We start from the raw sequence: 25378 nt of genomic DNA, 5'->3' as shown, positions 1-25378 counted from the left end.
CGGCCGATATTTGCTATAAACCGTGTGGTTTTATCACCATAACGACCGATGAACTGAGGAGATCCAATGTCCTTCAACGCGTTGATCCCGCTGCTGCTCGGCATTTTCGGGCTATGGGCGGCCTACTATATTTACAAGCTGGTCTTGGCCTATCCCGAAGGGGAAGACAAGGTCAAGGCGATTGCCGACGAGATCCATCTCGGCGCCATGGTGTTCATGAAGCGCGAGCTGACGCTGTTGGGCATCTTCTGCGTCGTGGTGCTCGTGCTGCTGGTCTGGTTCTTGGGATGGAAGACGGGGCTATCCTTCGTCGTCGGTGCTGCTGCATCCGCAAGCGCCGGTTTACTCGGGATGTTTTCGGCCACCAAGGCCAACGTCCGCACCACGACCGCTGCACACACGATAGGCGCACCCGCGGCCTTGACGGTCGCCTTCTACGGCGGCTCGGTCATGGGTCTCTTGGTCGCCTCGCTGGGCCTCTTGGGTCTGGGTTTCCTGTATTTGCTCTTCGGCGGTACTCCGGAGGCATCGCACGCCATCCACGGCTTCGGCGTCGGCGCCTCGTCGGTCGCGCTCTTCTATCGTGTCGGCGGCGGTATCTTCACCAAGAGCGCCGACGTCGGCGCGGACCTGGTGGGCAAGATCGAGGCCGGCATCCCCGAGGACGATCCACGTAACCCGGGCGTCATCGCAGACAATGTCGGCGACAACGTCGGCGACGTCGCCGGTATGGGCTCGGACATCTTCGAGTCCTATTGCGGCGCGCAGATCGCCACCATCGCGATCGCCGCGACCATGTCGGCCACGACCCTGGCCGTGCTGGGCACGCAATCCTCGCTGATGTTCCTGCCGCTGGCTCTAGCCTCGGTCGGTCTGCTCTGCTCCATCGCGGGTATCTTTCTCGTCAAGTCCGTCTCGGCCAACAAACCGGCGACCGCGCTGCGTACGGGCACCATCGGGGCCACGCTGCTCTTCATCGCTGTCTCCTTCCTGGTCGTCTGGATGGTCGATGTCTCCAACCACATCTGGTGGTCGGTTCTCGCCGGTGCGGTTGGCGGCATCATCATCGGTCTGGTGACCGAGTACTACACCTCCGCCGCGCCGGTGCGCCGTATCGCCAAGTCGGGCGAGACGGGGCCAGCGACCGTCATGATCTCCGGCTTGGCCGTCGGCATGCAGTCGGTCGTCATCCCGGTGCTGACCATCGCGCTGATCATCTATGTGTCCAGCCACATGGCCGGTCTCTACGGTGTGGGCATCGCTGCGGTCGGCATGTTGGCCACGGTGGGAATCACCATGGCGATCGACGCCTACGGTCCGGTCGCCGACAACGCCGGCGGGATCGCCGAGATGGGTGGTCTGGGTGCGGAGACCCGCAAGATCACCGACTCGCTCGACGAGCTGGGCAACACCACGGCGGCCATCGGCAAGGGCTTCGCGATCGGTGCCGCGGCACTGGCAGCCTTGACCATCATCGCGGCCTACATCGAGACGCTGCATCTCCTGATCCCGGACTTCGCCTTGAGCATGGGTGATCCGGAAGTCTTGATGGGCATGCTGATCGGCGGTGCGATTCCCTTCCTGATCGCTGCGATCACCATGACCGCGGTCGGCGACGCCGCCTTCGAGATGATCAACGAGATCCGTCGGCAGTTCCACGAGATCCCGGGTCTTCTCGAAGGCACGGCCAAGCCGGATACGGCCCGCTGCGTCGACATTGCCACCACGGCGGCGATCAAGAAGATGATCCTGCCCGGCGTCATCGCCGTCAGCGCACCCGCGGTCGTCGGCTTCGGCATCGGTCCGGAGGCATTGGGCGGCATGCTCGGCGGCGCCCTGCTCGCCGGCGTTCTACTCGCCCTGATGATGGCCAACGCCGGCGGCGCTTGGGACAACGCCAAGAAGTTTGTCGAGAAAGGCAACCTCGGCGGCAAGGGCTCGACCGTGCATTCGGCTACCGTCGTAGGCGACACCGTCGGCGATCCCTTCAAGGACACCTCCGGCCCCTCGATGAACATCCTCATCAACGTCATGGCCATCGTCAGTCTGACGATTGCACCGCTGCTGGGCTGATCGCGTCCGGTTCGGTGTTTGAAAAGGGGCCGTAAGGCCCCTTTTTTGTGTGCGGCGGTTACGTTCGCGGCTGTCGAGGGGCAGACCGCAAGCAGCATGGGCGCCGATGGGCTAGGCTCCTTATCAAAGGTGCACCCGCGACCCCCAGGAGTGAAATGCAGAGCGCCATTGGGCATGCGTGACACCGCAGTGCGGGTGTCACGAGCGACTGATGTTTTGGGTGGCCGGTCTTACGAGCGAGGCCACCTCTACCGAGCCTTCGCCCGCCGCTTCAACCAGACCTCCAGCCCCTGCGCATTAAGCTCGGTATCCAGGCTCAGCAGCTCGGCGATGGCGTCGTCCGAGAGCGCGACACCGTGGGCGCGGGCGCCGGCCACGAGATAGGCTAGAACGGCGCTCTTGATGCGGGACTCGCGGTCCGGGGCGGCGTTTTCCTCCTCGGCGAGTGCGATGTCGGCGAGGGCGCGGATGCTGGCGCGCAGGTCGTCGACCAGATCTGCGGGGTGTTGGACTCGGCCGTAATGGGTGAGATACATGGCCTGTGGTGCGTAGGCCATGAGCTTGTCGAGGCTGGCGAGCCAGGCATCGGGATCGAAGGCGACCGGGGTGGTCGGGGCGAACAGCCAAGGGCCGGCGGCGGTGTCGAATTCGCGGTAGGAGATGCCGAAGGTGTCGCCGGTGAAAAAGGTGCGGCTGGTCTCGTCGTAGATGCAGCCGTGGTGGTTGGCGTGTCCGGGCGTGTCGATGAACTTCAGCGTGCGGCCGGCGAGATCGAAGGTGTCGCCGTCTTGGGCGATGATGATGCGCTCTTCCGGCACCGGGGTGAGGGCGCCGAAGTCGCGCGCGAAGGCGTCCTCGCCATAGACGGCCGCGGAACCGGCGGTTAGGCGGCTCGGGTCGATCATGTGGGTCGCGCCTTTGGGGTGAATGACTAGGCGAGCGTTCGGGCAGGCGGCGATCAGGGTGCCGGCGCCGCCGCCGTGGTCGAGGTGGACGTGGGTCGGGATGACGTAGTCCACATGCTCCGGGGTCAGGCCCAGCTCGGCGATCACCCCGAGCAAACCCGGAACGGAGTTGGCGGCACCCGTGTCGATGAAGGCAAGCCGATCCGCGGAGCGCACCAGATAGCAGGCGGCGAGGCCGTGCCGGTAGAGACCGGTCTCGAGGCAATAGATACCGTCGTCGAAGTGTTGGTAGGGTGCGGTGGACATGCGCGTGTGTGCTCCGATTCGAATCGCGGGTTTTGGATGGGGGCAGAGTCTAAACCAAGTGCCGTCTTGATGCAGCGCAGCACCGATCGGGATCCGGCATTTATATCGGGTAACACCCGAGATCCCAGCGATGTTTTCCGTATAGGCCGCCTCCGGTATGACGTAAGCTTTACCCTGCGGACTCGGGACCACATCCCGCTTTGTGCGTTGCTGCAAAGGCGTTGGAGATCCATCGATCGCCCGGCTCGGATGACGTCGCGACGGTGGCTTCTCGGGATTGCTGCCGAGGCGATCTGTCGGAGTCTCGGCCTTCGCACCGCGTCCAGAGGCTCAACCCGCTTGCCTTTTTCGGAAACCTTGTAGAATCTTAGTGCCTCGGTCAGTCTTTGCTCAGGGCCGTGTTGCTCGGGACCTGAAGGATTGCCGACCTGCGGGTCGGCCGATACCGCAGATCCGGCACAGCCCACTCGCCGGTTTCCATAACAATATCGGAGGAATCAGGATGGAGAACACCGCCGTCGCGGACGAACCGCGCCACGTGGACCCTCGCGTCAACAAGATTACCCTGAATCACCCCTGGCAATGGCTTGCCAAGGGTTGGCGGGACATCAAGACAGCACCTGTCTACAGTCTGAGATACGGCGCCATGATCGTGCTGCTCAGCGGCCTGATCGTTTGGCTGACGGTCATCGGGCACTTGACCTTCTTGATCCCGTTCCTGACCGCGGGCTTCTTCCTGATGGCTCCGTTCTTGGCGATCGGGCTCTATCAAATGAGCGCGCACCTTGAACGGGGGGAGCCGGTGGATCACTGTCAGGCATTGGAGGCATTCAAGCGCAATCAGGGTCAGTTGGGGATCGCGATGGGGTTCCTCCTGATGACGATGCAGCTCTGGATCCTGGCATCCGTGTTTCTCTTCATCATGATGTTCAACGATCCCTTTCCGCCGTTTTCCCGCTTTATTCCGGTCGTCGTCCTTTCGGGCGAGTACATGGGGCTCATGCTCGCGGTGATTCTGGTCGGCGCCTTTTTCGCCATCTGCGCCTTCTGCATCAGTGCCATCTCGGTGCCGATGCTCATCGACCGCCCGGTCGACGGCTTCACCGCGATGCGCACCAGCGTCCGCGCGGTGGCACTGAATTGGTTGCCCATGCTGCTTTGGGCGGTGTTGCTGGTCGGGATCGTAGGGATCGGACTGCTGACCTTTTATGTCGGGCTCTTTATTGCCGTTCCCTTGGTGGGGCATGCGACCTGGTATGCCTATCGGGATCTGGTGCCCAGAGACTGAGTGACTCCGGCCACCGTCACGTGGGGCAGAGCGCCATGGGGATGCGTGACACCGCGGAGCGGTGTCACGGTTACTGATGTTTGGGTGGCCCGAGGTGGGTCAGAAACAGCACGCGCAACGAGCTTCCGGACGGTCATACGCCAGAGCAGGCGGAGCACTAAACGGCCGGCCAAGGCGGGCATCTGGCCCCTGTCGTCTGCGTGGACAAGGCACCGCATGAGATCGGCGGTTTTTCGGACTTTGTGGAGGAGGCCGACGGGAATGTCGAGGATGACGTAGGCCGAGGGGCCGAGCATGACCAGCTGCGAGTCGAGCATCGGTCTCGAGCAGCACCACGGTGCCTTTGCCGCCTCCGTCGATCGTCACCTGATCGCGATCGTCGATGTTCAACGGATTGTCCACGCGCACGGGTCCGGCGTAGATGGCGGGCTCGGGCGTCAGCACTGAGCCCGCCTCGGCAGCTTCGACCAGAGGCTGCAACGGCGGGTAGGACGCTTGGACCAACGCGGGGATCAGGATCAACGCAGCCCCTGCCAGCCGGCCGGTCCCGAACCGTAGGATGGGTTTGTGCTCATGTTGAGGACTTGAGCTGTTTGCGTCGGAGCAGACTTGCGGCCGCCAGCACGACCGAGAGCAGCAGCATCAGGCCGACGGCAGACGACATGCGGAGCGCCGAGCCGATTCCCGGCCTTTCTCCTTGTTGAAGCTCCAGTAGGTCGGACCTCCTCGGTACTTGTCGTTGAACTCCTCCAAGGGCACGTAGCCGTCTTCGAGCAAGGGCGCCGCATATTGCGCGGCCTCCATCACATATTCGGTGTTGGGCGGCCAGGAGATCCTTTTCGGTGAGGCCGCGACGGTCCATCACCTCCTTCAGGTTCTCGTTGGACCAAGCGGCTCCCACGGCCCCCAGGCCGATCACGACTCCCGTGGCGAGGGTCGTCAAACGTTGCGCTCTTTTATTCATGTGTCCTCCTCCGGCGCCATTGAACGAGATCTCGAACCGGTCACTCGACGGGTTCACGCTGACAAAAGGCACCGGGGAGGAACTTAATCTATGTTAAATCCGGCAAAGGGCTTGTGATATCAAGTACTTTTGGTTGGGCGAGACGACGTGTGCGTGGAGGGCTGGGTTGGCCTGGCTGCGGCCGTGTCGTGGCCTTGCAAAAATATTAGAATATACTAATATATTTGCAAGGCCATGTCCTGATGCGGAGGTTTCGGTGATGTCCAAGCGATACGGTCTGTCTGTTTGTTTCGTCGGACTGTTCATGCTGCTGGCCGGATGCTCCATGGGCTCTTTGTTCATCCATGAGCAGCGCAGCCCGTACGACTTCGACACCACGGTGGCGAAAGTCGTGGAGAACGCGCAAGCGCGCGGTTGGATCGTTCCCCAAGCATTCGACTTTCAGAAATCTCTGGTGGCCCATCATCAGCCGGACCCTGGGCGGATGAAGGTCATCAAGCTCTGCTCGCCCGAGCTGGCGTCGCGGATGTTCGCCGATGACGACTCGAAGTTCGTATCCGTAATGGCGCCGTGCTCGATCTCGGTCTACGAGAAGTCCGATGGCCGGACCTATCTCGCGGCGATGGATATGGCCCTGATGTCGAAACTCATGGGCGGCGACGTCGGGCCGGTGCTTGCGGAGATCGCGGCAGAAGATGCCGCGATCATCGGCTTCGCGTCGGTCGATCGATGAGAATCTTGTCCTTTTCGGGCCTATCCCGAGGCGCCGGTCCGCGCGGCGGACGCTGAATCCATCTCCGCGAACCGAGCTGCAAGGATGTCGAGCAGCCGGGAATGACTACCGACCAGCGCGGAGGGATGAACACGCAAGCCCGGATGGTCGCGTTCCACCGCCGCGCAGATCTCGGCGATATCGCCGCCGGGGCCGGCATGTCGTCCGGGCGAGAGAAACAACATGGAGAGGATGATCGGGGTCGAGATGTCTTCGGCGGCGAGTGCGCGCAGGCGATCCTCCAGAAGCGCTCCGTTGAAGTCGTATTGCGCTCCGGAGCGCCGCTCCATGACGGCCTCGCCGAGCTCCACCTGTGGACCGGAGTCGTCGGCGAGTCGTTGCGCCAACTGTCGAGCAAGCCAACGCCGGACCTCGGTGACGGCGGGAATGGGCGAGCCGTGATCGACCAGCAGGATCCGGCACGGCACGATGCCCTGCTCGGAGGCGGCGCCGTGAATCCGATCCAGAAGGATCTCGACCAGCTCGGGCTCGCCCTCCGGCAGTGGACAGAGCGCTCGCGCGATCCGGACATCGAAAGGGCCGAAATCGCTTTGCAGCGTCGAGAGGCGCTCCGGAACATAATCGCTGATGGCCCGGCTCCGGCCGAAGAAGAGCGGGAGGATCAAGAAACGCCGAAGGTTCTCCGTCAGCCGACGACGCAGAAAAGGCTCGAAGGTGTCGGCGGGCTGCCCGTGCAGTGCGCTCGGCGGGATTCGGTCCGAGTGCAGCAGGGAGACGGGGTGGACGGTCTCGCCGAGACGCTCGGCGAGACCGCTCGCGATCCGTCTCAGGCTCAGCGTGGCATCGGCTCTCTTGGAGCCGTTGTCGATCAGTAGGATGTCGCGCACGTTATCCTCGTGTCCGATGGGATCCGGATCCCGGTAGGGCAGAGGTGGGGTAGGTGACCCTTCGACGCAATTGCGCGGGTGCGCGCAGCATCGGCGCCGACGACCGCACGCGATGCCCGTTCGTCCAAGTAAGTCTTGAGCAAACCGTCGCAGAATTTTTCGTTGTCGTTGTCGTCCGGAATCCGATTACGACAACGACAACGACAACGACAACGACAACGAGTAGAGCCTTCGACCGGTTTTCCTGGTTCCGGCTCTGCCGGTAGATCCTTTTCCGGAAATCACCTTAGTGGCCTCGCAGGAGGAATCGTTCGAAGGATGCGGTATCGACTGCGGCGGCGAGCTGTGCAAGCGGGATTGCAAGCAGGGGGAGGAGAGGATCCAGGGCGTTGCGAGTCTCGCAGGCCTGAACGGCATATCGGCGCACGCCCCGTTGCGCGAGCGCCGCGGCGAGCGTCGCGAGATCGCGCTCGGTCCAGTCCGGCATGGCCGTGGTTCGAACCTCCAGCGAAACACCGGACGCCTGGATCAGCGACAGACTCTCCCAGGCCGCCTCGCCTGATCGCGGGATTCCGGTGATGGCGGGATAGTCTTCAGGCAGCGCCTTGATGTCCAGGGCCACCCAATCCAGCAAGGGTAAGAGCCGCGCCAAGCGTTTCGGCGCGGACCCCGCCGTATGCAGGCCAACCTTGAACCCGAGATCCCGGACCTCGGTCATGGCCGCGGGCAGCGCGGACTGGAGGGTCGGCTCGCCGCCGCTGAAGACGACGGCATCGAGCAGCCCGCGGCGACGTTCGAGGAGCTCGCGGACCTGCGACCAGGCGATGACCGGCGTGGCGCTCGGGTCGATCAAGGCGCCGTTCTGGCAGTAGCGACAGCGCCAAGGACAGCCTTGACAGAAGACGACCGCGGCGAGCTCGCCGGGGTAGTCGATCGTCGTCAGTGGGACGAAGCCGCCGATCCGCAAGTGTCCGGCGTCGGCCAAGAACCCAGCGGTCGGCCCATCGACGTCGCTCGGGCAGGGCGCTTGTCGAGACATGGGTGCGGTGGGTCGATCGGCTCGATGCGGCGCGAAGACCTAGGCAGCGGCGCGGCGCTCGTCACGGATTGCGGATCCGTTGGGCGTCTCGGTGAAATAGCAGCGCTCGGCGTGCTCCGCGCGCTTGCCGGCATTGAAGGCCGAAACCGGGCGGTGGTAGCCCATGACGCGGGTCCAGACCTCGCAACGGGTGCGCTCTTCGGTCTTCAGCTCGATGGTGTGGTTGGCCAAGGTCGTGCTCCTGATTTGGGTTGATGATGTTGTCTGTCGGATGACGCTAACGCTAATCCGACCTATTCGAGTGTCTCTTCGAGCGCCGCGGTCTTGCGCGCGATCAGCTCGCGGTCGCAGACCGGACAGAATTCGTGCTCGCCCGCGATGTAGCCGTGCTTGGGGCAGATCGAAAACACCGGCGTGACCGTGATGTAGGGCTGACGGAAGTTCTCCAGCGCGCGGCGCACCAGCCGTTTGCAGGCGTCGGTCGTCGAGATCTGCTCGTTCATGTACAGGTGCAGCACGGTTCCGCCGGTGTACTTGGTTTGCAGCGCTTCCTGCATAGCCAATGCCTCGAAGGGGTCGTCCGTGTAGCCCACCGGCAGCTGCGAGCTGTTGGTGTAATAGGGCGTCTCGGACGTGCCGGCTTGGAGGATGTCCGGAAAGCGCTTCTTGTCCTCGCGGGCGAAGCGGTAGGTCGTGCCCTCCGCCGGTGTGGCCTCCAGGTTGTACATGCTGCCGGTTGATTCCTGAAACTCGACCATCCGAGCGCGGACATGATCCAGGATCCGGCAGGCCATGGCGTGGCCCCATGCCGTCGTGATGTCCTCGTCATCGTTGGTGAAGTTGCGGATCAGCTCGTTGATCCCGTTCACGCCGATGGTCGAGAAATGGTTGCGCAATGTGCCCAGATACCGCTTGGTGTAAGGGAACAGTCCGGCATCCATGTGACGCTGGATGACCTTGCGTTTGATCTCGAGACTGTTGCGCGATAGATCGAGCAGTGTGTCGAGCCTTGCCAGCAGCCCGGCCTCGTCGCCCCGATGGGTAAAGCCGAGCCGCGCACAGTTGATGGTGACGACGCCGAGCGAGCCGGTCTGCTCGGCCGAGCCGAAGAGCCCGTTGCCGCGCTTCAGAAGCTCGCGCAGATCCAGCTGAAGCCGGCAGCACATGGACCGCACCATGTTCGGTGTCAGCTCCGAGTTCAGGAAGTTTTGGAAGTAGGGCAGGCCATACTTCGCCGTCATCTCGAACAGATGCTCCGCGTTCTCGCTGTCCCACGGAAAATCGGAGGTGATGTTGTAGGTCGGGATCGGGAAGGTGAAGATCCGCCCCTTCGCGTCGCCCTCGGTCATCACCTCGATATAGGCCCGATTGATCAGATCCATCTCGGCCTGGAGATCGCCGTAGGTGAAGGGCTGCTCCACGCCCGCGATCACCGGCACCTGCTCGCGCAGATCCTCGGGGCAGACCCAGTCGAAGGTCAGGTTGGTGAAGGGCGTATTGCCGGTGACGAAGGTCTTGCCGCGACGGCGCGCGACAAAGGTGCCGTTGCGGGTGGTCGGGCACCAGACCAGACCCTTGTAAGGTTTACGCTCGATGAGCTGGATATAGGTGTCGCGGTTGCGGATGATGTTGAGGACATGCACGCCGGAGTCTTTGCGCGTATAGACCGTGCTGCCGTAGCCGGCCAATGCGCACAACTCCTGCAGGGCATCGAGATTCTCACGGTCATTGGTGTAGATCCGGACGCGTCCGTTCTCCTCGATGGTGCCGTCGCCCTTCACGTAGGTGTCCAGGAAGAGTCGGATCTGCCGGACCGACAGGGTACGGATGAACCCTGGAACGCACTTGCGCTCGAGATACCCGAGCACGAAGTCGCTCGCGTCTCGGTTCAGACGATAGCGGCAGACGGGGACATTGGCGTAGGTCCCGGTGTGCTCGTAGCGATGCCAGCTCAGATCGAGCTCGTGTAGCAGCCACTCGATCTCGGAGGCGTTTTCGGGATTTCCCGTCGACTGGTAGAGGGCCACCCGGCGGCGACCGTCGCTGAAGTCGAAATTGCCCTCGGCCACGACCCAGGCCATCAGCATCACCAGCTTGTCGTCGACCTCGAGCGTCGAGTTGGTCTGCCAGGCATTAGGCACGATCACCGGGGACTTCAGCTCCGCGACGGTTTCGATGTCTTCCAGCACCCAGCGGTCATCGCTGTTGAAGACCTTGCGCAGGATCTTGTGCCGTGGCGTGACCCATTGCTCCTGCGTGCCGTTGCGCAGCACGTACATGTCGCCGTCGAAGTCGTAGGCGGTGATCGCCAGCGGTTCCAGATATTCGAGCTGATTGGTGCGCCAGTCGAGTGTGGCGATCTTCTCGCCCGGGGCGATTTGGTCGTGTCGCTTCCAGCCGTTCTCGGTCAGGCACTCGGTTTCTTCGTCGACACACTGACAGCCCCAGCGCGACGGGACGTTCAGGTTGTAGATCAGCTCCTGGATCGCCTGTTTGACGTGCGGATAATCCAGCCCGTCGACGCGCACGAAGGGCGCCATGTAGGTATCGAAGCTGGAGAACGCCTGGGCGCCGGCCCACTCGTTCTGAAGCGTGCCGAGAAAGTTGACGATCTGGCCGATCGCCGAGGACATGTGCTTTGGCGGGCCGGCTTCGACCTTGCCCGGAACACCGTTCAGGCCCTCGTTGAGCAGGGTGCGCAGCGACCAGCCGGCGCAGTAGCCGGAGAGCATGTCCAGATCGTGGATATGGATGTCGCCGTCGCGATGGGCCTGGCCGATCTCGGGCGGGTAGACGTGGCTCAGCCAGTAGTTGGCGATCATCTTGCCCGAGGTGTTGAGGATCAGGCCGCCGAGCGAGTAGCCCTGATTGGCATTGGCCGCGACCCGCCAGTCCGAGCGGTCGAGATACTCGTTGATGGAGCCGCCGACATCGACCAGCGTGCGATGCTCGTCGCGCAGCTTTTTGTGCTGCTCGCGATAGACGATATAGCTGCGGGCGGTCTCGAAGTGGTTGGCGCTGATCAGCGTCTGCTCGACGACATCCTGGATGCCTTCGATGTCCGGCAGCCGGTCGGCTCCATAGCGATGCGCCAGCACCTTGACCACCTGCGCGGTCAGCAGACTCGCCTCGGGCGCACCGAACTCACTGCTCGCCTGCCCGGCGCGCCGGATCGCCGATTCGATCTTGGCGGCATCGAAACGCACCTCGACACCGTCGCGCTTGCGCACCCGCAAGGGCAGGGTCGACAGGCTGTTGTGTTGGTGTCCCATGGAGGCGTCTCTATGTCCGTTGCCACTATATCTTGTGGTGCGGACTATAGCGTTAACTAGATGCTGTGTTAGAGAGTTTGAAGGGAAGTTGATCGGGGTCAACCCGAGTGCATTCTCCGGTTGCGCTCCGGGCAGCCCCGAGCAAGCGCTTACGGAACCATGACCTGCTTGACACCCGGGCACCGAAACCGGACGATGCAGCTCTGCACGGCCGATCGCCCGACGGCCGGGGGTTGCGGGACGTCCGTCCTCACCCCATTCTCTGAATTCCAGGCGCGATCGCGCACTCTCTCGCCCATGCACTCAACGCCCCGCAAGCTTTTTATCGAAACCCACGGCTGCCAGATGAACGAGTACGACTCCGCTCGCATGGCGGATGTCCTGAACGCGTCTTCAGGACTGGAGCTGACGGAGCGGGCCGAGGATGCCGATGTCCTGCTGCTCAACACCTGCTCGATCCGTGAGAAGGCCCAGGAGAAGGTGTTCTCTCAGCTCGGGCGTTGGCGGGCGTTGAAGCTCGAGAATCCTGACCTGGTGATCGGTGTCGGCGGGTGCGTGGCGAGTCAGGAAGGCGAGGCCATCCGCGTGCGTGCGCCCTATGTCGACATCGTGTTCGGACCCCAGACGCTGCACCGGTTGCCCGAGATGCTCAAGAACCTCGGGGAGCGCCAAGCGCCCCAGGTCGATGTGTCCTTCCCGGAGATCGAGAAATTCGATTGCCTGCCGACACCCCGTGCCGAGGGACCGACCGCCTTCGTCTCCGTGATGGAGGGCTGCTCCAAATACTGTACCTACTGTGTCGTGCCCTACACGCGCGGGGAAGAGATCAGCCGGCCCTTCGACGACGTGATCGCGGAGGTCGCCGCTCTGGCCGAGCAGGGCGTGCGAGAGGTCACCCTGCTGGGGCAGAACGTCAATGCGTATCGCGGTGCTCTGGCCGACGAGAGTGACACCGCAGATCTTGCTCTGCTGATCCGCTATGTCGCCGCGATCGACGGGATCGACCGCATCCGCTTCACCACCAGCCATCCGGTGGAGCTCTCCGACAGTTTGATCGATGTCTATGCGGATGTGCCCGAGCTCGTGAGCTTCGTGCACCTGCCGGTGCAATCCGGCTCGGATCGCATCCTTTCGGCCATGCAGCGCGGGCATACGGTGCTGGAGTTTCGCTCCAAGATCCGACGGCTCCGGCAGGCCCGCCCGGGGATCGGCATCTCCAGCGATTTCATCGTGGGCTTTCCGGGCGAGACCGAGAGCGACTTTGCCGCGACCATGGACCTGATCGAGGAGATCGGATTCGATCAGAGCTTCAGCTTCATCTTCAGCCGGCGCCCCGGCACGCCCGCGGCCGACTATCCGGACGAGGTGCCGCTTGCCGAAAAGAAGGCGCGTCTGGAACGGCTTCAGGCACGCATCAACGACAATGCTCGGCACTACAGCCAGGCGATGGTCGGCACCCTTCAGCGGGTCTTGGTCGAGCGGCCGTCGCGCAAGGACCCATTCCAGCTTGCCGGTCGGACCGAAAACAATCGCGTGGTCAACTTCACCGGCGCGCCCGCGCTGATCGGCGATTTCGTCGACATCGAGATCACCGAGGCGCTGCCCAACTCGCTGCGTGGTCGTCTCGTGACCGCCGCACCGACGCGCATTGCAATGAGCGGAATCGGCGCTTGAGCTCGGCCAGCGGCGTGTCCACTCAACCGCAAACCCTGGATTTGGAGCTCGAGCCTGCCGACAACGTGCGGCTCGCCAACCTCTGTGGTCAGCTCGATCAGCACCTGCGTCAGCTCGAGCGTCGACTCGGCATCGAGATCAGCAATCGCGGCGTCAACTTCCGTCTGATCGGCGATCCCGAAGGGGTGCGCCTCTGCGAGCAGCTGCTCCGTGATCTCTATGCCGAGACCGCCGCCGAGGTCCTCACGCCCGAGACGATTCATCTCTGGCTCCAGGAGTCCGGGGCCGACGCGCTTTTGGAATCGGCCGAGGATCGTCTGCCGGATGTCGTCATCAAGACCAAGCGCGGTCTGATCCGAGCACGCGGACCGAATCAGCAGAGCTATCTCCACGCCATGCTGAAGTACGACATCAACTTCGGCGTCGGCCCGGCCGGGACGGGCAAGACCTATCTCGCGGTGGCCTGCGCGGTCGAGGCACTCGAATCCGACAGCGTGCGCCGTCTCCTGCTGGTGCGACCGGCAGTGGAGGCCGGCGAGCGTCTGGGGTTCCTGCCCGGCGATCTGGCCCAGAAGATCGATCCCTATCTGCGTCCGCTCTACGACGCGCTCTTCGAGATGCTCGGTTTCGAGAAGGTCACCAAGCTGCTCGAGCGCAACGTCATCGAGGTCGCCCCGCTGGCCTACATGCGCGGGCGCACGCTCAACGACTCCTTCATCATCCTCGACGAGGCCCAAAACACGACGCCCGAGCAGATGAAGATGTTTCTGACGCGCATCGGTTTCGGCTCGACCGCGGTGATCACGGGCGACGTGACGCAGGTCGACCTGCCGCGCGGGCAGCCCTCGGGTCTGCGCCAGGCGGTCGAGATCCTCAAGGACGTCGAGGGCATCAGCTTCACCTTCTTCAACGCCCGCGACGTGGTGCGCCATGCACTGGTTCAGCGCATCGTCAGTGCCTACGATGCCTTCGAGCAGCCGGTTCCTCTGCGCGGGCGGGTGACGAAGGCATGAGCGGCGATGGGCCCTTGGGGCTGGAGCTGGATCTCCAGATCGCCTGCGAGGCAGCGGATCTCCCTGCCCCCGACGACTTCGAGCGCTGGGCGGCGGCCGCCTTGGCCGGTCGGCGCGAGCGTGCGGCCCTGACCATTCGCCTCGTGGATGCCGCGGAGGGGGCGGTCCTGAACGGAACCTATCGCGGACGCGAAGGGCCGACCAATGTCCTCTCCTTTCCGTTCGACCTTCCGCCCGAGCTGGAGCTCGGTCTCGATCCGCAGGATCCGATCGCCGATCTGCTTGGCGACATCGTGATTTGCGCCGACGTGGTGCAGCGCGAGGCACGCGAACAGTGCAAGACCGCCCAGGCCCACTGGGCCCATATGGTGGTGCACGGTGTCCTGCATCTGCTTGATTACGATCATCTTACCGAGAGCGATGCCGAGGAGATGGAAACCCTGGAATCGGGTATCCTCGGCGAATTGGGATTTCCTTCACCTTACGAGGATCAATAACACACGATGGCCAGCGATCGATCTAGCGAGGGTTCGCGTTCACGCAACTGGTTCGAACGGATCGGCCAGTTGCTCGGGGGCGAGCCACAAGACAAGGAGCAGCTCTTGGAGGTGCTCAAGGATGCGAAGGAGCGCGAGCTGCTCGATACCGACGCCTTGAGCATGATCGAAGGCGTGTTGCAGGTCTCCGATCTGCGCGTGCGCGACATCATGATCCCGCGTGCCGAGATGGTCTATCTCCGGCGGGAAGACCCGCTGGAAAAGATCCTCGAGATCGCCGTCAAATCGGCGCATTCCCGTTTCCCCGTGACGGGCGACGACAAAGGGGAGGTCGTCGGCATCCTGCTGGCCAAGGATCTACTCTCCTTCTGCCGAGACCACGGCGGACGTGCCTTCAACATCCGCGATCTGTTGCGTTCCGCAGTCTTCGTCCCCGAGAGTAAGCGACTCAACGTTCTGCTCAAGGAGTTTCGTTCCAGCCGCAACCACATGGCGATCGTGATCGACGAGTACGGCAGCGCCGGCGGGCTCGTGACCATCGAGGACGTGCTCGAGCAGATCGTCGGCGAGATCGACGACGAGCACGACTACGACGAAGGTCCAGGGATTTTCCGGCGCGGCAAGAACGAGTTCAGCGCCAAGGCGCGTACGACCATCGAGGACTTCAACGCGTATTTCGGCAGCGACTTCTCGGACGAGGAATTCGACACCATCGGCGGTCTGGTCGTGAATGCACTGGGCCATCTGCCGAAGAAAGGCGAGTCGGTCGAGCTCGGCCGGTTCCGCTTCACCGTGATGCGTGCGGACAGCCGGCGTGTCCACCTTGTGAGTGTCGAGGCGGTGGATTCCACCGAGAACCCACCCGGTGTCTCGGAGGATGCTGCGCGCCCGGCCTGAATCTGACGGCTGACGGCGGGAGGCGGGAGATTGAAACCAATGCCACCGAAATCCCCAAGCCTGCGCAAATTCCTGCTGTCGGTGTTCGTACTCCTGTGGTCGTCGGTACCTTCCGCCGAGCCCCTGGCCGCGGTCCTGACCGCCGAGGAAGCGTGCCCGGCGACGGTCTCGACCAAGCGACCGGACAACCCCGGTTCGATCCGGCTCGTCCCCGGCCAAGACTATGTGGTCGTCGGGACCAATCGGGCGGATCCGAGCCACTATCGACTCAGGTTCGAGGACGCGAACCCGAAGGAGCGCTGGGTCGAGATCCGCTGCGGTCGTCTTGCCGACGTTGCCGCGCCTGCTGCGGGCGCGGACGCGCGGCAGGCGCCCCCGCCATCCGCGCGTGCGGGCTCGATGGAGAGCCAGCTCGTGCTGGCGGCCAGTTGGCAGCCAGCCTTCTGCGAGTTGCGCACGACGCGTCCGGAATGCCGGGACCAGACGCCGGAGCGTGCGGATGCGCGGCGCTTCTCGCTGCACGGTCTCTGGCCTCAGCCCATCGGCAACAGCTATTGCGGTGTCGGCGAGCGGGAGCGGACGTTGTCGAAATCGGGTCGTTGGCGCCTCTTGCCGGCGCTCGATCTGGATGCGACGACCCGCGCGCGTCTGGACGCGTTGATGCCGGGAACCCGCTCCGATCTGCAGCGGCATCAGTGGGTCAAGCACGGGACCTGTTACGGCACGGATGCGGACACCTATTTCCGTCACTCCATGTTGCTGCTCGAGCAGCTCAACGCCTCCGGCGTTCGTGCATTGTTCGAGGAGAACATCGGCAAACGCTTGAGTGCGACACGGGTGCGCGCCGCGTTCGACGACGCCTTCGGCACGGGGGCCGGCGAGCGAGTCCGTCTGAGCTGTTCCGAAGGTCTGATCGAGGAGCTGCGAATCGGTCTGAAGGGCGTCGTCGACGATACCGCCGACCTAAGCGAGTTGATCCTTGCCGCGCCCAAGCGGAGCCCCGACTGCCGCGGTGGATGGGTCGATCAAGCGGGCATCCAGGGAGCGCGCCCACGCTGATCGCTGCGGCAGCCAAGTGACGTGTCAAGGCTAAGGTAGACACCGAATCCTTGTCGTTGTCGTTGTCGTTGTCGTTCTCGATTACGATAACGATAACGAGAATCCTGGAAAAGGTGTTCTCTCGTTGAATGATTAAACCGCGCCGGCTCCAGCGGCTCTGAAATCCGCCGGGGCCGATCCCATCCAAAAACATCGCATACCGCACTGGGCGCGGTTTAGGTGATTTCCGCAAAATTCCATGCCCGTGGTTGTGCCGACGATAGGTAGTACAACTTGCGCCGACGGTTGGTTGTGCCTCGCACGGCTCGGCACAACCTACGCCCTGCCGAGCGTCCATGTCGGTGTCGATCTGCCCGTCTCCTCCATCGCGAGCACCTCGGCGAGTCGCGGCAGCAGGTCCGCGAGCTGCTCTTCCAGGCGCCACGGCGGGTTGAGGATCAGCATCCCGGAGCCGTGCATTCCGAAGTCGTCGACCTGTCGCCGCACCCTCAGCTCGCACAGCAGCCCGTCCGGGACGGATCGCCGGATGCGCCCGATCAGATCTGCGGAGCGATCGCGTTGAAGCCCCAGACGCGGGAACCAGAGTGCGAAGACCCCGGTCGGCCAGCGGGCATGCGCGGCGACGAGTGCATCTGCGACGCGCACGTACTCGGAGACCTGCTCGTATGGCGGGTCGATCAGAACCAGCCCGCGGGCGGGCTTCGGCGGCAAAAGCGCGCTCAGTCCTTCGAGACCGTCGCGACGGTGGATGCCGATCCTCGGGTCGCCGCCGAGATGACGACGCAGGGTCTGCGATTCGGTCGGATGCAGCTCCATCAGGATCAGTCGATCCTCGGTGCGCAGCAGATGCGCCGCGAGTGCGGGAGAGCCCGGATAGGCCGAGAATCCGCCGTCCGGATTCAGCGCCGAGATTGCACCCAGATAGGCCGAAAGCTGCGGAAAGGCGTCGCGCCGCTCCCAGAGTCGCTCGATCCCGAGCCGATACTCCGCAGTCTTGAGTGCCTGCTCGGCCCCGAGGGCGTACCGACCGGCGCCGGCGTGCGACTCGACGTAGACGAGCGGTTTGGGTTTGGCCAGGAGTGCCTCGAGCAAGAGGGTAAGAACCGCATGCTTGAAGACATCGGCGTGATTGCCGGCGTGGAAGCCGTGAAGGTAGCTTAACAGGCTGGTGCTCCGCTCGGATCCATCGCCTTTGATGCGGCGATCGCAAGGGGAAATCGCGGCCGGCATACGCCGTTCGAGTCGACTACACTGCGCGCCGACGCGTCGCCTCGCGGGCGAGTCCACCCGCGAGGCCCGTGGGTGGGCGCGCTCAGACCCTGCGCGCGTCCATCATGCGCTCGATGATGGGCTGCAGGATGACCTCCATCGCCATCCCCATCTTGCCTCCCGGCACGACCATCGTATTGCGCCGCGACATGAAGGAATCGTGGATCATCGATAGGACATACGGGAAATCGATCTGGAGCCGTTCGGGATCCTTGAATCGGATGATGACGAAGCTCTCGTCGGGTGTCGGTATATCGCGGGCGATGAAGGGGTTTGAAGTGTCGACCGTCGCCACGCGCTGGAAGTTGATGTCGGTCAGCGAGAACTGCGGCGTGACGTGGCGGATGTAGTCCGGCATGCGCCGCATGATGGTGTCGACGATCGCCTCGGCCGAATAGCCGCGCTCGGCGTTGTCGCGGAAGATCTTCTGGATCCACTCCAGGTTGATGATCGGGACCACGCCGACGCCGAGGTCGACGTGCTGGGCGACATTGTCCTCCTCGGTCACCACCAATCCGTGGAGTCCTTCGTAGAAGAGCACGTCGGTGCCCTCGGGAAGATCCTCCCACGGCGTGAACTGGCCGGCCTGCAGCTGCGTGCCGAGGCGTGCGTTGTGGTGAACGGCCTCCGAGTCGCTATGGATGTAGTAGCGCTGCTTGCCGGCGCCGCTCTCGCCGTAATTGCGAAAGAGCTCCTCGAGGAGGTCGAACCGATTGGCCTCGGGACCGAAATGGCTGAGGTTGTGGTGGGTCTCGGCGGCACGCGCCATCTCGGCCTTCATCTCCACGCGGTCGTAGCGGTGGAAACTGTCACCCTCGATCACGGCGGCCTTGATCCCGTCGCGATAAAAGATGTGCTCGAAGGCGCGCTTGACGGTCGTCGTACCGGCACCCGAGGAACCGGTTACCGCAACGATCGGATGCTTCTTGGACATAGTCTTCTCCTCGTTCTCTTGAGCTGAGGGCCTCGTCGCGGCCGGCGTTGATCGGGCTGCAATCGGGCTTGCGATCGGTCCGGGGATCGAACCCGGAATCGGAATGGATGCGCGCGGGCCGGTCAATCGCGTTTCGCGGCTCGGAATGGGGGACGTGCCGAAATGCGCGAAACGGTTCGCTAATATACCATGATCGATCCGCGCGGCAGCGATCGCGGAAACGCGCCTCGGGCGTTCAAGCTCGGGCGTTCAAACGCAGGTTCGGAGGGAAGGGAATGAATGGACTGATCAGGCGTTTCGGTGTGACGGAGGGGTTGGCGGAGAACCCCGAATTTCAATCGGCCTTGGTGCGGATGACCGCCTGTCTGCTGGGTGCGCTCTACATCGCCGTCGGCGCCTCGACGCAGTACTACCGGGTCGACGTTCCCTACTATCTCACGCTCTTTGCCATCTATCTGGTCTCGAACGTCGGGTTTCTGATCAGTATCGCCCTGCGCCCCGAGTGGCCGGCGCGGGTCTACCTCGGGATCTGTCTGGATGTCGTCGCCATCAGCCTGGCGATCTTCATCACCCGCGAGGCGATCAGCCCCTTTTACCTGCTCTATATCCTGGTCTTCATCTCCGCCGGGACGCGATTCGGCAAGCCCCAACTCGTCGTGGCCTCGCTGGCCGCCGTCGTCGGCTACAACGTCGTGCTGATCGCACTCGACGAGTGGCGTCTTCACACCTTCGAGGCGACCTTCTTCCTGGCGCTCCTGGTGCTGCTGCCTTTGTATCAGTATTCCTTGCTGCGCAAGCTCCAGGATGCGCGTGCCGAGGCCGAAAGGGCCAATCAAGCGAGAGGCGATTTTCTGGCCTTCATGACACACGAGCTGCGCACCCCTTTGACCGGCGTCGTCGGCATGACCGAGCTGTTGCGAGGGACGCGACTGGATGACGAGCAGCGCGATTGTGTTCAGGCCATCGCCAACTCGGCCGATATTCTCGGCGCGCTGATCGGCGACATTCTGGACCTGTCGAAGATCGATGCACGTCGGATCGTCCTCGAGCGTATTCCCTTCGATCCGCGCAGTCTGGTGCGCGACGTCTCCGATGCGCTCGCGATGCGAGCGCATTCGGCCGGACTCGAGCTCATCGCCGACGTGGATCCCGACGTCCCGCTTCGTTTGATCGGCGATCCGCTGCGGTTGCGCCAGATCCTCTTCAACCTGGTCGGGAATGCCGTGAAATTCACGCCGACGGGGGAGGTCCGGGTGCGTCTGAGCGTCCGGCCGCCCGAGGCCGAGCAGTACCGCCCGCACCTGCTCTTCGAGGTCGTCGACACCGGAATCGGCATTCCGCCGGACAAGCTCCCGCGACTCTTCGAGCGTTTTCGCCAGGCCGACGAGTCGACCACGCGGCGTTTCGGCGGAACCGGTCTCGGGACGACCATCTCGCGCGAGCTGACCCTGTTGATGGGCGGGGCGATCGGTGTGGAGAGCGAGGAAGGGCGCGGGAGTCGCTTCTGGATTCGTCTACCCTTGATCGAGGATGTCGCGGCGGTGCCGAGCGCCCCGGATGGTCGGCTCCGCGGTTTGAGCATCCTCATCCTGGAGCCGAACGCGACCGGCCGCGCGTTGGCGTGTGCCGCCTTCGGCCGCGAGGGCGCGGCCTGCGAGACGCCCGCGGAGCCTCCCGATGTCGGCTCGGCGCCGATCCGGGGTCAGCGTTTCGATCTCCTCGTCATCGCCGACCATCCGCAGGGTCGAGATCTGAATGCGGTGCGGGCGCAGGTCACAACGGCCCTCGGCGAGACGCGGCCCTGCCTCTTTCTGGTTTACCCCGGACGGCGGCCCGCGCTCGAGGAGACGAAGGATGCCTGTCTGACGAAGCCCTATCTGCGGGAGGACCTGATCGCCGCAGCCGAGACGCTCTTGGGGCGGACCGCCATACCGGCGGATGGAGCGCCGCGAGCCGGGCTGTCCTCGCCGTCACTTGGTTTGGAGCCCATCGCGGATGCGGCGCGGATGCGTGTCTTGGTCGCCGAGGACAACGAGATCGCTGCCAAGGTGATCACCCGCTTTCTGGGCAAGATGGGCTTCGAGCTCACCTGCGTGGCCGACGGGGAGGCGGCCTTGGCCGAAGCGCTGAGCGGCGACTACGGGATCGCGATCGTGGATCTGCGGATGCCCAAGCTCGACGGGATCGGCTTCGCCCGGCGCTACCGCGAGCAGGCGCCGCATCGACCGATCCCGATCGTCGCATTGACCGCCAACGCCTCCGAGGACGTCAAGCGCGACTGCCTGTCGGCAGGTATGGATGACTTTCTGTCGAAACCGGTCAAGCCCCACGAGCTGCGGCGCGCGCTGGCAGCGGCGCTCCGCGAGCTTCCAGCCGCCGGTACGGTCGGTTGATCGGGTTGACGTCGCCGACGCCTGTCATCAATCCTGCGGCTGACGGCTCAGCCCGCCGCCGGTGCCGCGACGCCCGCGGCAGAGGTCGGCGCGGGTGCGGCCTTGGCCGCGCGCACAGCCGCACGCCGCTTGAGGCGCTTGTCGATCAGGTTCTTCAGAGCGATCAAGAGGCCAAGCCCGATGAAGGCGCCGGGCGGGAGAATGGCGATGAGCGCACCCTGGAATCCTTCGCCCAGGCTGAGACTGAGGCCCGTCGCGGCGTCCCCGAGCAGCAGGTTGGCCTGATAGAAGAGGGTGCCTTGGCCGATGAATTCACGCATTCCGCCCAGCACGACCAGCACCAGCGTAAAGCCGAGCCCCATCGCGATCGCATCGAGCAGAGCGCGGTCGACACGGTTCTTGGAGGCGAACGCCTCGGCCCGGCCGATGATGGCGCAGTTGGTGACGATCAGCGGGATGAAGAGCCCCAACACCAGGTAGAGCTCGTAGAAATAGGCTTGGATGCTCAACTCGACCGCCGTCACGAAGGAGGCGATGACCAGCACGAAGACGGGTAATCGGACCTCCGGGCGCACCAGGTCGCGGATCAGGGAGACGGTCACGTTGGAGAGAATGAGCACGGCCGTCGTGGCCAGACCCATGCCCAAACCGTTGGTGGCGCTCGTGGTGGTCGCGAGCAAGGGACAGAGCCCGAGCAGAGCGACGAGGGCCTGGTTGTTGTTCCAGAAGCCGTCGCCGATGATGCTGCCGTAGGGTTGCGGTGCCGCCATCAACCCGCCCCCTTCGCCGCGGTCGTGACGCTATCAACGGGCTCGAAGAGGGCATCGCCTTGCTGTTGGACATAAATGAGCGTGTTCTTCACCGCCTCGACGATCGCGCGGGGAGTGATGGTCGCGCCGGTGAATTGATCGAATTCGCCGCCGTCGCGCTTCACTCCCCAGCGCTCGGGCGTCGGGTTGGAGAGCGACTTGCCGTTGAAGCTCAATACCCAGTCGGACTTGCGCTCCTCGATCTTGTCGCCGAGCCCGGGTGTCTCGAGGTGAAACAAGACGCGCACCCCACCGACGCTGCCGTCACGCAGGACAGAGACCAAGAGCTGGATCGGGCCGGCATACCCGTCCGGGACGACTGGATTCAGGATGACGGCGGTGGGCTCGCCGGCCTTGCGCACGCGATAGACGCGCGTGCTCTCGGCGCCGAGGAGGTCACGCGCACTCACCTGGATCATATCCTCGAGGGGCGCGTTGTCGAACTGTCCGTCCGGGATGATGGCCTCGAGCTTGCTCAGCATCGCAATCCTTTGGTTCTCGGCGATGCGCCCGTCCATCAGATGATGGGTCACGGCGACAAGTGCGACGCCGGTGACGGAGAAGGCGCTCAGCACGACGGCGGCCAGGATGATCGGTGCTTTCTTCATGGTTTAGCTCGGTTTCCGGTGTGCCCGAAGACCCTGGGCTGGGTGTAGTGGTCGATCGTCGGGGCGGCGATGTTCATCAACAAGACCGCGAAGGCGACGGCGTCCGGGTAGCCGCCCCAGGTGCGGATCACGAAGACCACCAGCCCGATCGAGGCCCCGAAGATGATCTGCCCGGTCCTGGTCGTGCAGGCGCTGACCGGATCGGTCGCGATGAAGAAGGCCCCCACAATGGCCGCTCCGCTGAACAGATGGAAGGCCGGGACGGGGTGGGTCGTCGGGTCGAGCAGCCAGAATGCGCTGGCCGCGACGGTCAGTGCCGCCAGCATGGAGACCGGGATGTGCCAGGTGATGATGCGCCGCCACAGGAGGTAGACACCGCCGAGCAGGAAACCGTTCGCAACCCATTCCCAGCCGCGTCCGCCGAAGTCGCCCCACAGCGGACTGAGTCGGATCTCCGCGATGGACATGCCTTGATCGAGCTTGCCGCGCATCTCGTCGAGCGGTGTTGCCGCGGAGATGGCGTCCCACTCGACACCGCTCGGCAAGGCGCCCCCGAAGATCAGGCGCAGCGACTCCGTGAAGGAGACCGCGTGCTCGGCCAGCATATCGGGCGCCAGCCAGGTGGTCATGGCGACCGGATAGGACACGAGCAAAAAGACGTAAGCGGCCATCGCCGGGTTGAAGGGGTTGTAGCCGATACCTCCGTACAACTGCTTGACCAGGACGATGGCGAAGAGCATGCCGAGCAGGGTCATCCACCAGGGCAAGGTCGGCGGGACCGAGATGGCGAAGAGCACGGCCGTGACGACGGCGCTGTAGTCGCCGATGGCCGGCCCGATCGGGCGTCGGCGCATCAGCATGACCGCCGCCTCGGCGGCCACGGCCACGGCGACGGCGAGCGTGATGTTGACGAGCACGCCCCAGCCGAAGAACCAGATCATCGCCAGCACGCCGGGCACCAGCGCGAGCAGGACCTCCTGCATGACCCGGTCGACCCGATTCGGTCGGGACCCGTGCGGCGAGGAGACGAGCGTCGCGCTCATGCCGGTCCCTGCCGTGCCGTTGCGGCGTAGGCGGAGTCCGCCGCCGACCCTGCGGCGACGCCGGGCCGCTCCGCTTCGGACGTGGTCTTGCGGCCGGTGTGCCGGCGTGTCTCAGGCGTCATCGGTTTCCTCCGCCTTGGCGGCTGCGGCCTTCTTGGCCGCCGCGCGTTGCTTGGCCGCCTCGATCGCCGCCTTCTTCGCGTCTTGGTCGGTATGACTCTTTCCGGGTCCCGCCTCGAGCGACGCTTTCTTCTGGCGAAGTCGGGCCTTGCGCTCGCGCTCTTGGCGTTCGAGCCGCGTCTGCTTGGCCTCGTGGCGCAGGCGCGCGAGCTCGGCCTTGCGCTTCTCTTCCTCGCGCGCCCAGACCTCGTTTTTGGCGTACCTGTAGTACTGAACCAGCGGGATGTGGCTCGGACAGACCTGTGCGCAGCATCCGCATTCGATGCAGTCGAAGAGGTTGTAGTCCTGGACCCGGTCGAGATCCTTGGCGCGCGCATGCCAGTAAAGCTGCTGCGGCAGGAGCTTGGCCGGGCAGACCTCGGCACAGCGTCCGCAGCGGATGCAGGCGAGCGCGGGCCCGGGATCGGGGGCTTCGGCCTCGGTCAAGGCCAGCACGCAGTTGGCCGGCTTGGTGACCGGGATCGCGGCATCGGCGATCTCGAAGCCCATCATGGGTCCGCCGCAGACGAGCTTGCGCGCGGGCTCGCGATAACCGCCGCAGTGCGCGATCAGGTCGGCCACAGGCGTGCCGATGCGCACCTCGAGGTTGCGCGGCTCGGCGATCGCCCGTCCGGTGACGGTAACCACGCGCGAGATCAGCGGGCGACCCTCGAGAACGGCGTCGGCGACCGCAGCCGCGGACCCGACGTTCTGGCAGACGATGCCGATCCGGGCCGGGATGGCGTGGGTGGGGACCTCCGCGCCGGTGAGGATACGGATAAGCTGCTTCTCCCCGCCGCTCGGGTAGAGGGTCGGGACGGCGCGGATCTCGGTATAGCCGCGCATGTCCGTTTCGGCGAGCGCAAAGCGCATGGCCTCGAATGCCTCGGGCTTGTTGTCCTCGATCCCGATCAGGATCCGCGGATCGCCGAGCAGGTGGTGCATGATCCGTGCGCCCGCGAGGATGTCGCCGGCGCGCTCGCGCATCAGCAGATCGTCGCAGGTGATGTAGGGCTCGCACTCGGCCCCATTGATGATCAGGGTGCGGATGCGTTGATCCGGGCCGGGGTTGAGCTTGACGCTGGTCGGAAAGGATGCGCCGCCGAGTCCGACCACGCCGGCCCAGCGGATGCGTTCGCGAATCTCGGACGGGTCCAGCTGCGCATAGTGCGTCAGCGGTTCCGGCAGCTCGCACCAGGTGTCCTCGCCGTCGGTCTCGATGACGGCGCAAAGCGCGGCGAGTCCCGACGGGTGCGGCACCGGATGCGGCTCGATCGCGACGAGTGTGCCCGAGCTCGAGGCATGGATGCAGGCGCTGACATAGCCTTCGGCCCGGGCCAAAAGCTGGCCCTTGAGGACACGTTCGCCCTCCTTCACCACCGGCCGCGCGGTCGCCCCGATGTGTTGCTGAAGCGGGATTACGAGGCGCTTGGGCAACGGCATGACTTCCACGGCGCGGCTGTTCGAGAGCGCCTTTTCGTCGGGCACATGGATCCCGCCGTGGAATGTCCACAGTCGCTCGCGGCGCAGGAGTGAAAGGATGGCTGCCATGGCAG

Annotated in this window: 23 protein-coding genes; 10 read left to right on the top strand and 13 right to left on the bottom strand. The window is 64.3% G+C overall.

Translation table 11 applies throughout. The annotated features are described in order from the left end of the window. Window positions 1–66: 66 nt before the first annotated feature. Entirely contained in the window at window positions 67–2073 is a 2007-nt protein-coding gene (locus tag KFB96_RS14295) for a sodium-translocating pyrophosphatase (RefSeq protein ID WP_213457807.1), read from the top strand. A gap of 248 nt (window positions 2074–2321) precedes the next feature. Here KFB96_RS14295 and KFB96_RS14290 read toward each other — a convergent pair whose 3' ends face one another. Continuing rightward, window positions 2322–3284, bottom strand: a complete 963-nt coding sequence (locus tag KFB96_RS14290; RefSeq protein ID WP_213457808.1) for an MBL fold metallo-hydrolase — start codon at window positions 3282–3284, stop codon at window positions 2322–2324. 502 nt (window positions 3285–3786) lie between these two features. On the opposite strand from KFB96_RS14290, the gene KFB96_RS14285 reads away from it, so the two are divergent. Both KFB96_RS14285 and KFB96_RS14280 read left to right on the top strand, forming a co-directional pair. Continuing rightward, entirely contained in the window at window positions 3787–4572 is a 786-nt protein-coding gene (locus tag KFB96_RS14285) for a DUF2189 domain-containing protein (protein ID WP_213457809.1), read from the top strand. A 294-nt stretch (window positions 4573–4866) separates the two neighbouring features. Beyond that, window positions 4867–5019, top strand: a complete 153-nt coding sequence (locus KFB96_RS14280) for a hypothetical protein (protein WP_213457810.1) — start codon at window positions 4867–4869, stop codon at window positions 5017–5019. Window positions 5020–5214: 195 nt separating this feature from the next. Here the strand turns inward: KFB96_RS14280 and KFB96_RS14275 are convergent, their stop codons facing one another. Next, the gene (locus tag KFB96_RS14275; RefSeq protein ID WP_213457811.1) at window positions 5215–5376 is read right to left on the bottom strand and encodes a hypothetical protein; all 162 of its coding nucleotides are present in this window, start codon (window positions 5374–5376) and stop codon (window positions 5215–5217) included. A 464-nt stretch (window positions 5377–5840) separates the two neighbouring features. Here KFB96_RS14275 and KFB96_RS14270 point away from each other — a divergent pair, with 464 nt between their 5' ends. Continuing rightward, window positions 5841–6269: a DUF302 domain-containing protein gene (locus KFB96_RS14270; RefSeq protein ID WP_300970277.1), complete on the top strand. Its 429-nt coding sequence runs from the start codon at window positions 5841–5843 to the stop codon at window positions 6267–6269. A gap of 20 nt (window positions 6270–6289) precedes the next feature. On the opposite strand, the gene KFB96_RS14265 is transcribed toward KFB96_RS14270, so the two are convergent. The 4 genes from KFB96_RS14265 to KFB96_RS14250 form a co-directional block, all read right to left on the bottom strand. Beyond that, entirely contained in the window at window positions 6290–7156 is an 867-nt protein-coding gene (locus KFB96_RS14265; RefSeq protein ID WP_213457812.1) for a sirohydrochlorin chelatase, read from the bottom strand. Window positions 7157–7442: 286 nt separating this feature from the next. Beyond that, the gene (locus KFB96_RS14260; protein WP_213457813.1) at window positions 7443–8195 is read right to left on the bottom strand and encodes an anaerobic ribonucleoside-triphosphate reductase activating protein; all 753 of its coding nucleotides are present in this window, start codon (window positions 8193–8195) and stop codon (window positions 7443–7445) included. A 39-nt stretch (window positions 8196–8234) separates the two neighbouring features. Then, complete coding sequence (gene nrdD, locus KFB96_RS14255; protein ID WP_213465077.1) at window positions 8235–8426, bottom strand: anaerobic ribonucleoside-triphosphate reductase; 192 nt, start codon at window positions 8424–8426, stop codon at window positions 8235–8237. 62 nt (window positions 8427–8488) lie between these two features. Further along, complete coding sequence (locus KFB96_RS14250) at window positions 8489–11467, bottom strand: ribonucleoside triphosphate reductase (RefSeq protein WP_213457815.1); 2979 nt, start codon at window positions 11465–11467, stop codon at window positions 8489–8491. Between the two features lie 297 nt (window positions 11468–11764). On the opposite strand from KFB96_RS14250, the gene miaB reads away from it, so the two are divergent. The 5 genes from miaB to KFB96_RS14225 are packed head-to-tail and all read left to right on the top strand — an operon-like array spanning window position 11765 to window position 16607. Beyond that, window positions 11765–13141 carry a tRNA (N6-isopentenyl adenosine(37)-C2)-methylthiotransferase MiaB gene (gene miaB, locus KFB96_RS14245; protein WP_213457816.1) on the top strand — a complete coding sequence of 459 codons (1377 nt, stop codon included), beginning with the start codon at window positions 11765–11767 and terminating at the stop codon, window positions 13139–13141. A 14-nt stretch (window positions 13142–13155) separates the two neighbouring features. Beyond that, complete coding sequence (locus KFB96_RS14240) at window positions 13156–14154, top strand: PhoH family protein (protein WP_213458230.1); 999 nt, start codon at window positions 13156–13158, stop codon at window positions 14152–14154. Further along, the gene (gene ybeY / locus KFB96_RS14235) at window positions 14151–14651 is read left to right on the top strand and encodes an rRNA maturation RNase YbeY (protein WP_213457817.1); all 501 of its coding nucleotides are present in this window, start codon (window positions 14151–14153) and stop codon (window positions 14649–14651) included. Before KFB96_RS14240 ends, ybeY begins: the two co-directional genes overlap by 4 nt. Before the next feature lie 6 nt (window positions 14652–14657). Next, the gene (locus KFB96_RS14230; RefSeq protein ID WP_213457818.1) at window positions 14658–15548 is read left to right on the top strand and encodes an HlyC/CorC family transporter; all 891 of its coding nucleotides are present in this window, start codon (window positions 14658–14660) and stop codon (window positions 15546–15548) included. Window positions 15549–15587: 39 nt separating this feature from the next. Continuing rightward, a complete protein-coding gene (locus KFB96_RS14225) occupies window positions 15588–16607 on the top strand; it encodes a ribonuclease T(2) (RefSeq protein ID WP_213457819.1) in 1020 nt (339 codons plus the stop codon). A gap of 315 nt (window positions 16608–16922) precedes the next feature. Here KFB96_RS14225 and KFB96_RS14220 read toward each other — a convergent pair whose 3' ends face one another. Then, a complete protein-coding gene (locus KFB96_RS14220) occupies window positions 16923–17837 on the bottom strand; it encodes a 23S rRNA (adenine(2030)-N(6))-methyltransferase RlmJ (RefSeq protein ID WP_213457820.1) in 915 nt (304 codons plus the stop codon). Window positions 17838–17919: 82 nt separating this feature from the next. Then, entirely contained in the window at window positions 17920–18810 is an 891-nt protein-coding gene (locus KFB96_RS14215; RefSeq protein ID WP_213457821.1) for a phosphoribulokinase, read from the bottom strand. 275 nt (window positions 18811–19085) lie between these two features. Here KFB96_RS14215 and KFB96_RS14210 point away from each other — a divergent pair, with 275 nt between their 5' ends. Then, window positions 19086–21203 carry an ATP-binding protein gene (locus KFB96_RS14210; RefSeq protein WP_213457822.1) on the top strand — a complete coding sequence of 706 codons (2118 nt, stop codon included), beginning with the start codon at window positions 19086–19088 and terminating at the stop codon, window positions 21201–21203. A gap of 47 nt (window positions 21204–21250) precedes the next feature. On the opposite strand, the gene KFB96_RS14205 is transcribed toward KFB96_RS14210, so the two are convergent. Genes KFB96_RS14205 through rsxC form a run of 5 tightly spaced genes read right to left on the bottom strand, consistent with a single transcriptional unit; the run spans window position 21251 to window position 25373 of the window. Then, the gene (locus KFB96_RS14205) at window positions 21251–21973 is read right to left on the bottom strand and encodes an electron transport complex subunit E (protein WP_213457823.1); all 723 of its coding nucleotides are present in this window, start codon (window positions 21971–21973) and stop codon (window positions 21251–21253) included. Continuing rightward, a complete protein-coding gene (gene rsxG / locus KFB96_RS14200) occupies window positions 21973–22620 on the bottom strand; it encodes an electron transport complex subunit RsxG (protein WP_213457824.1) in 648 nt (215 codons plus the stop codon). Before rsxG ends, KFB96_RS14205 begins: the two co-directional genes overlap by 1 nt. Then, window positions 22617–23663 (bottom strand): electron transport complex subunit RsxD, encoded by a 1047-nt coding sequence (rsxD, locus tag KFB96_RS14195; protein WP_213457825.1) that lies wholly within the window; start codon window positions 23661–23663, stop codon window positions 22617–22619. Before rsxD ends, rsxG begins: the two co-directional genes overlap by 4 nt. Next, window positions 23660–23785, bottom strand: coding sequence for a hypothetical protein (locus tag KFB96_RS26820; RefSeq protein ID WP_300970263.1), 126 nt, complete (start codon window positions 23783–23785; stop codon window positions 23660–23662). Before KFB96_RS26820 ends, rsxD begins: the two co-directional genes overlap by 4 nt. After that, a complete protein-coding gene (gene rsxC / locus KFB96_RS14190; protein WP_213457826.1) occupies window positions 23775–25373 on the bottom strand; it encodes an electron transport complex subunit RsxC in 1599 nt (532 codons plus the stop codon). The genes KFB96_RS26820 and rsxC overlap by 11 nt, the downstream gene beginning before the upstream one ends. Window positions 25374–25378: the final 5 nt, after the last annotated feature.

The sequence above is a fragment of the Thiocapsa sp. genome (assembly GCF_018399035.1).
GTDB lineage: Bacteria > Pseudomonadota > Gammaproteobacteria > Chromatiales > Chromatiaceae > Thiocapsa.
The sequence above is the reverse complement of the archived record's forward strand: the minus strand, read 5'-3'. Positions and strand labels throughout refer to the sequence as shown.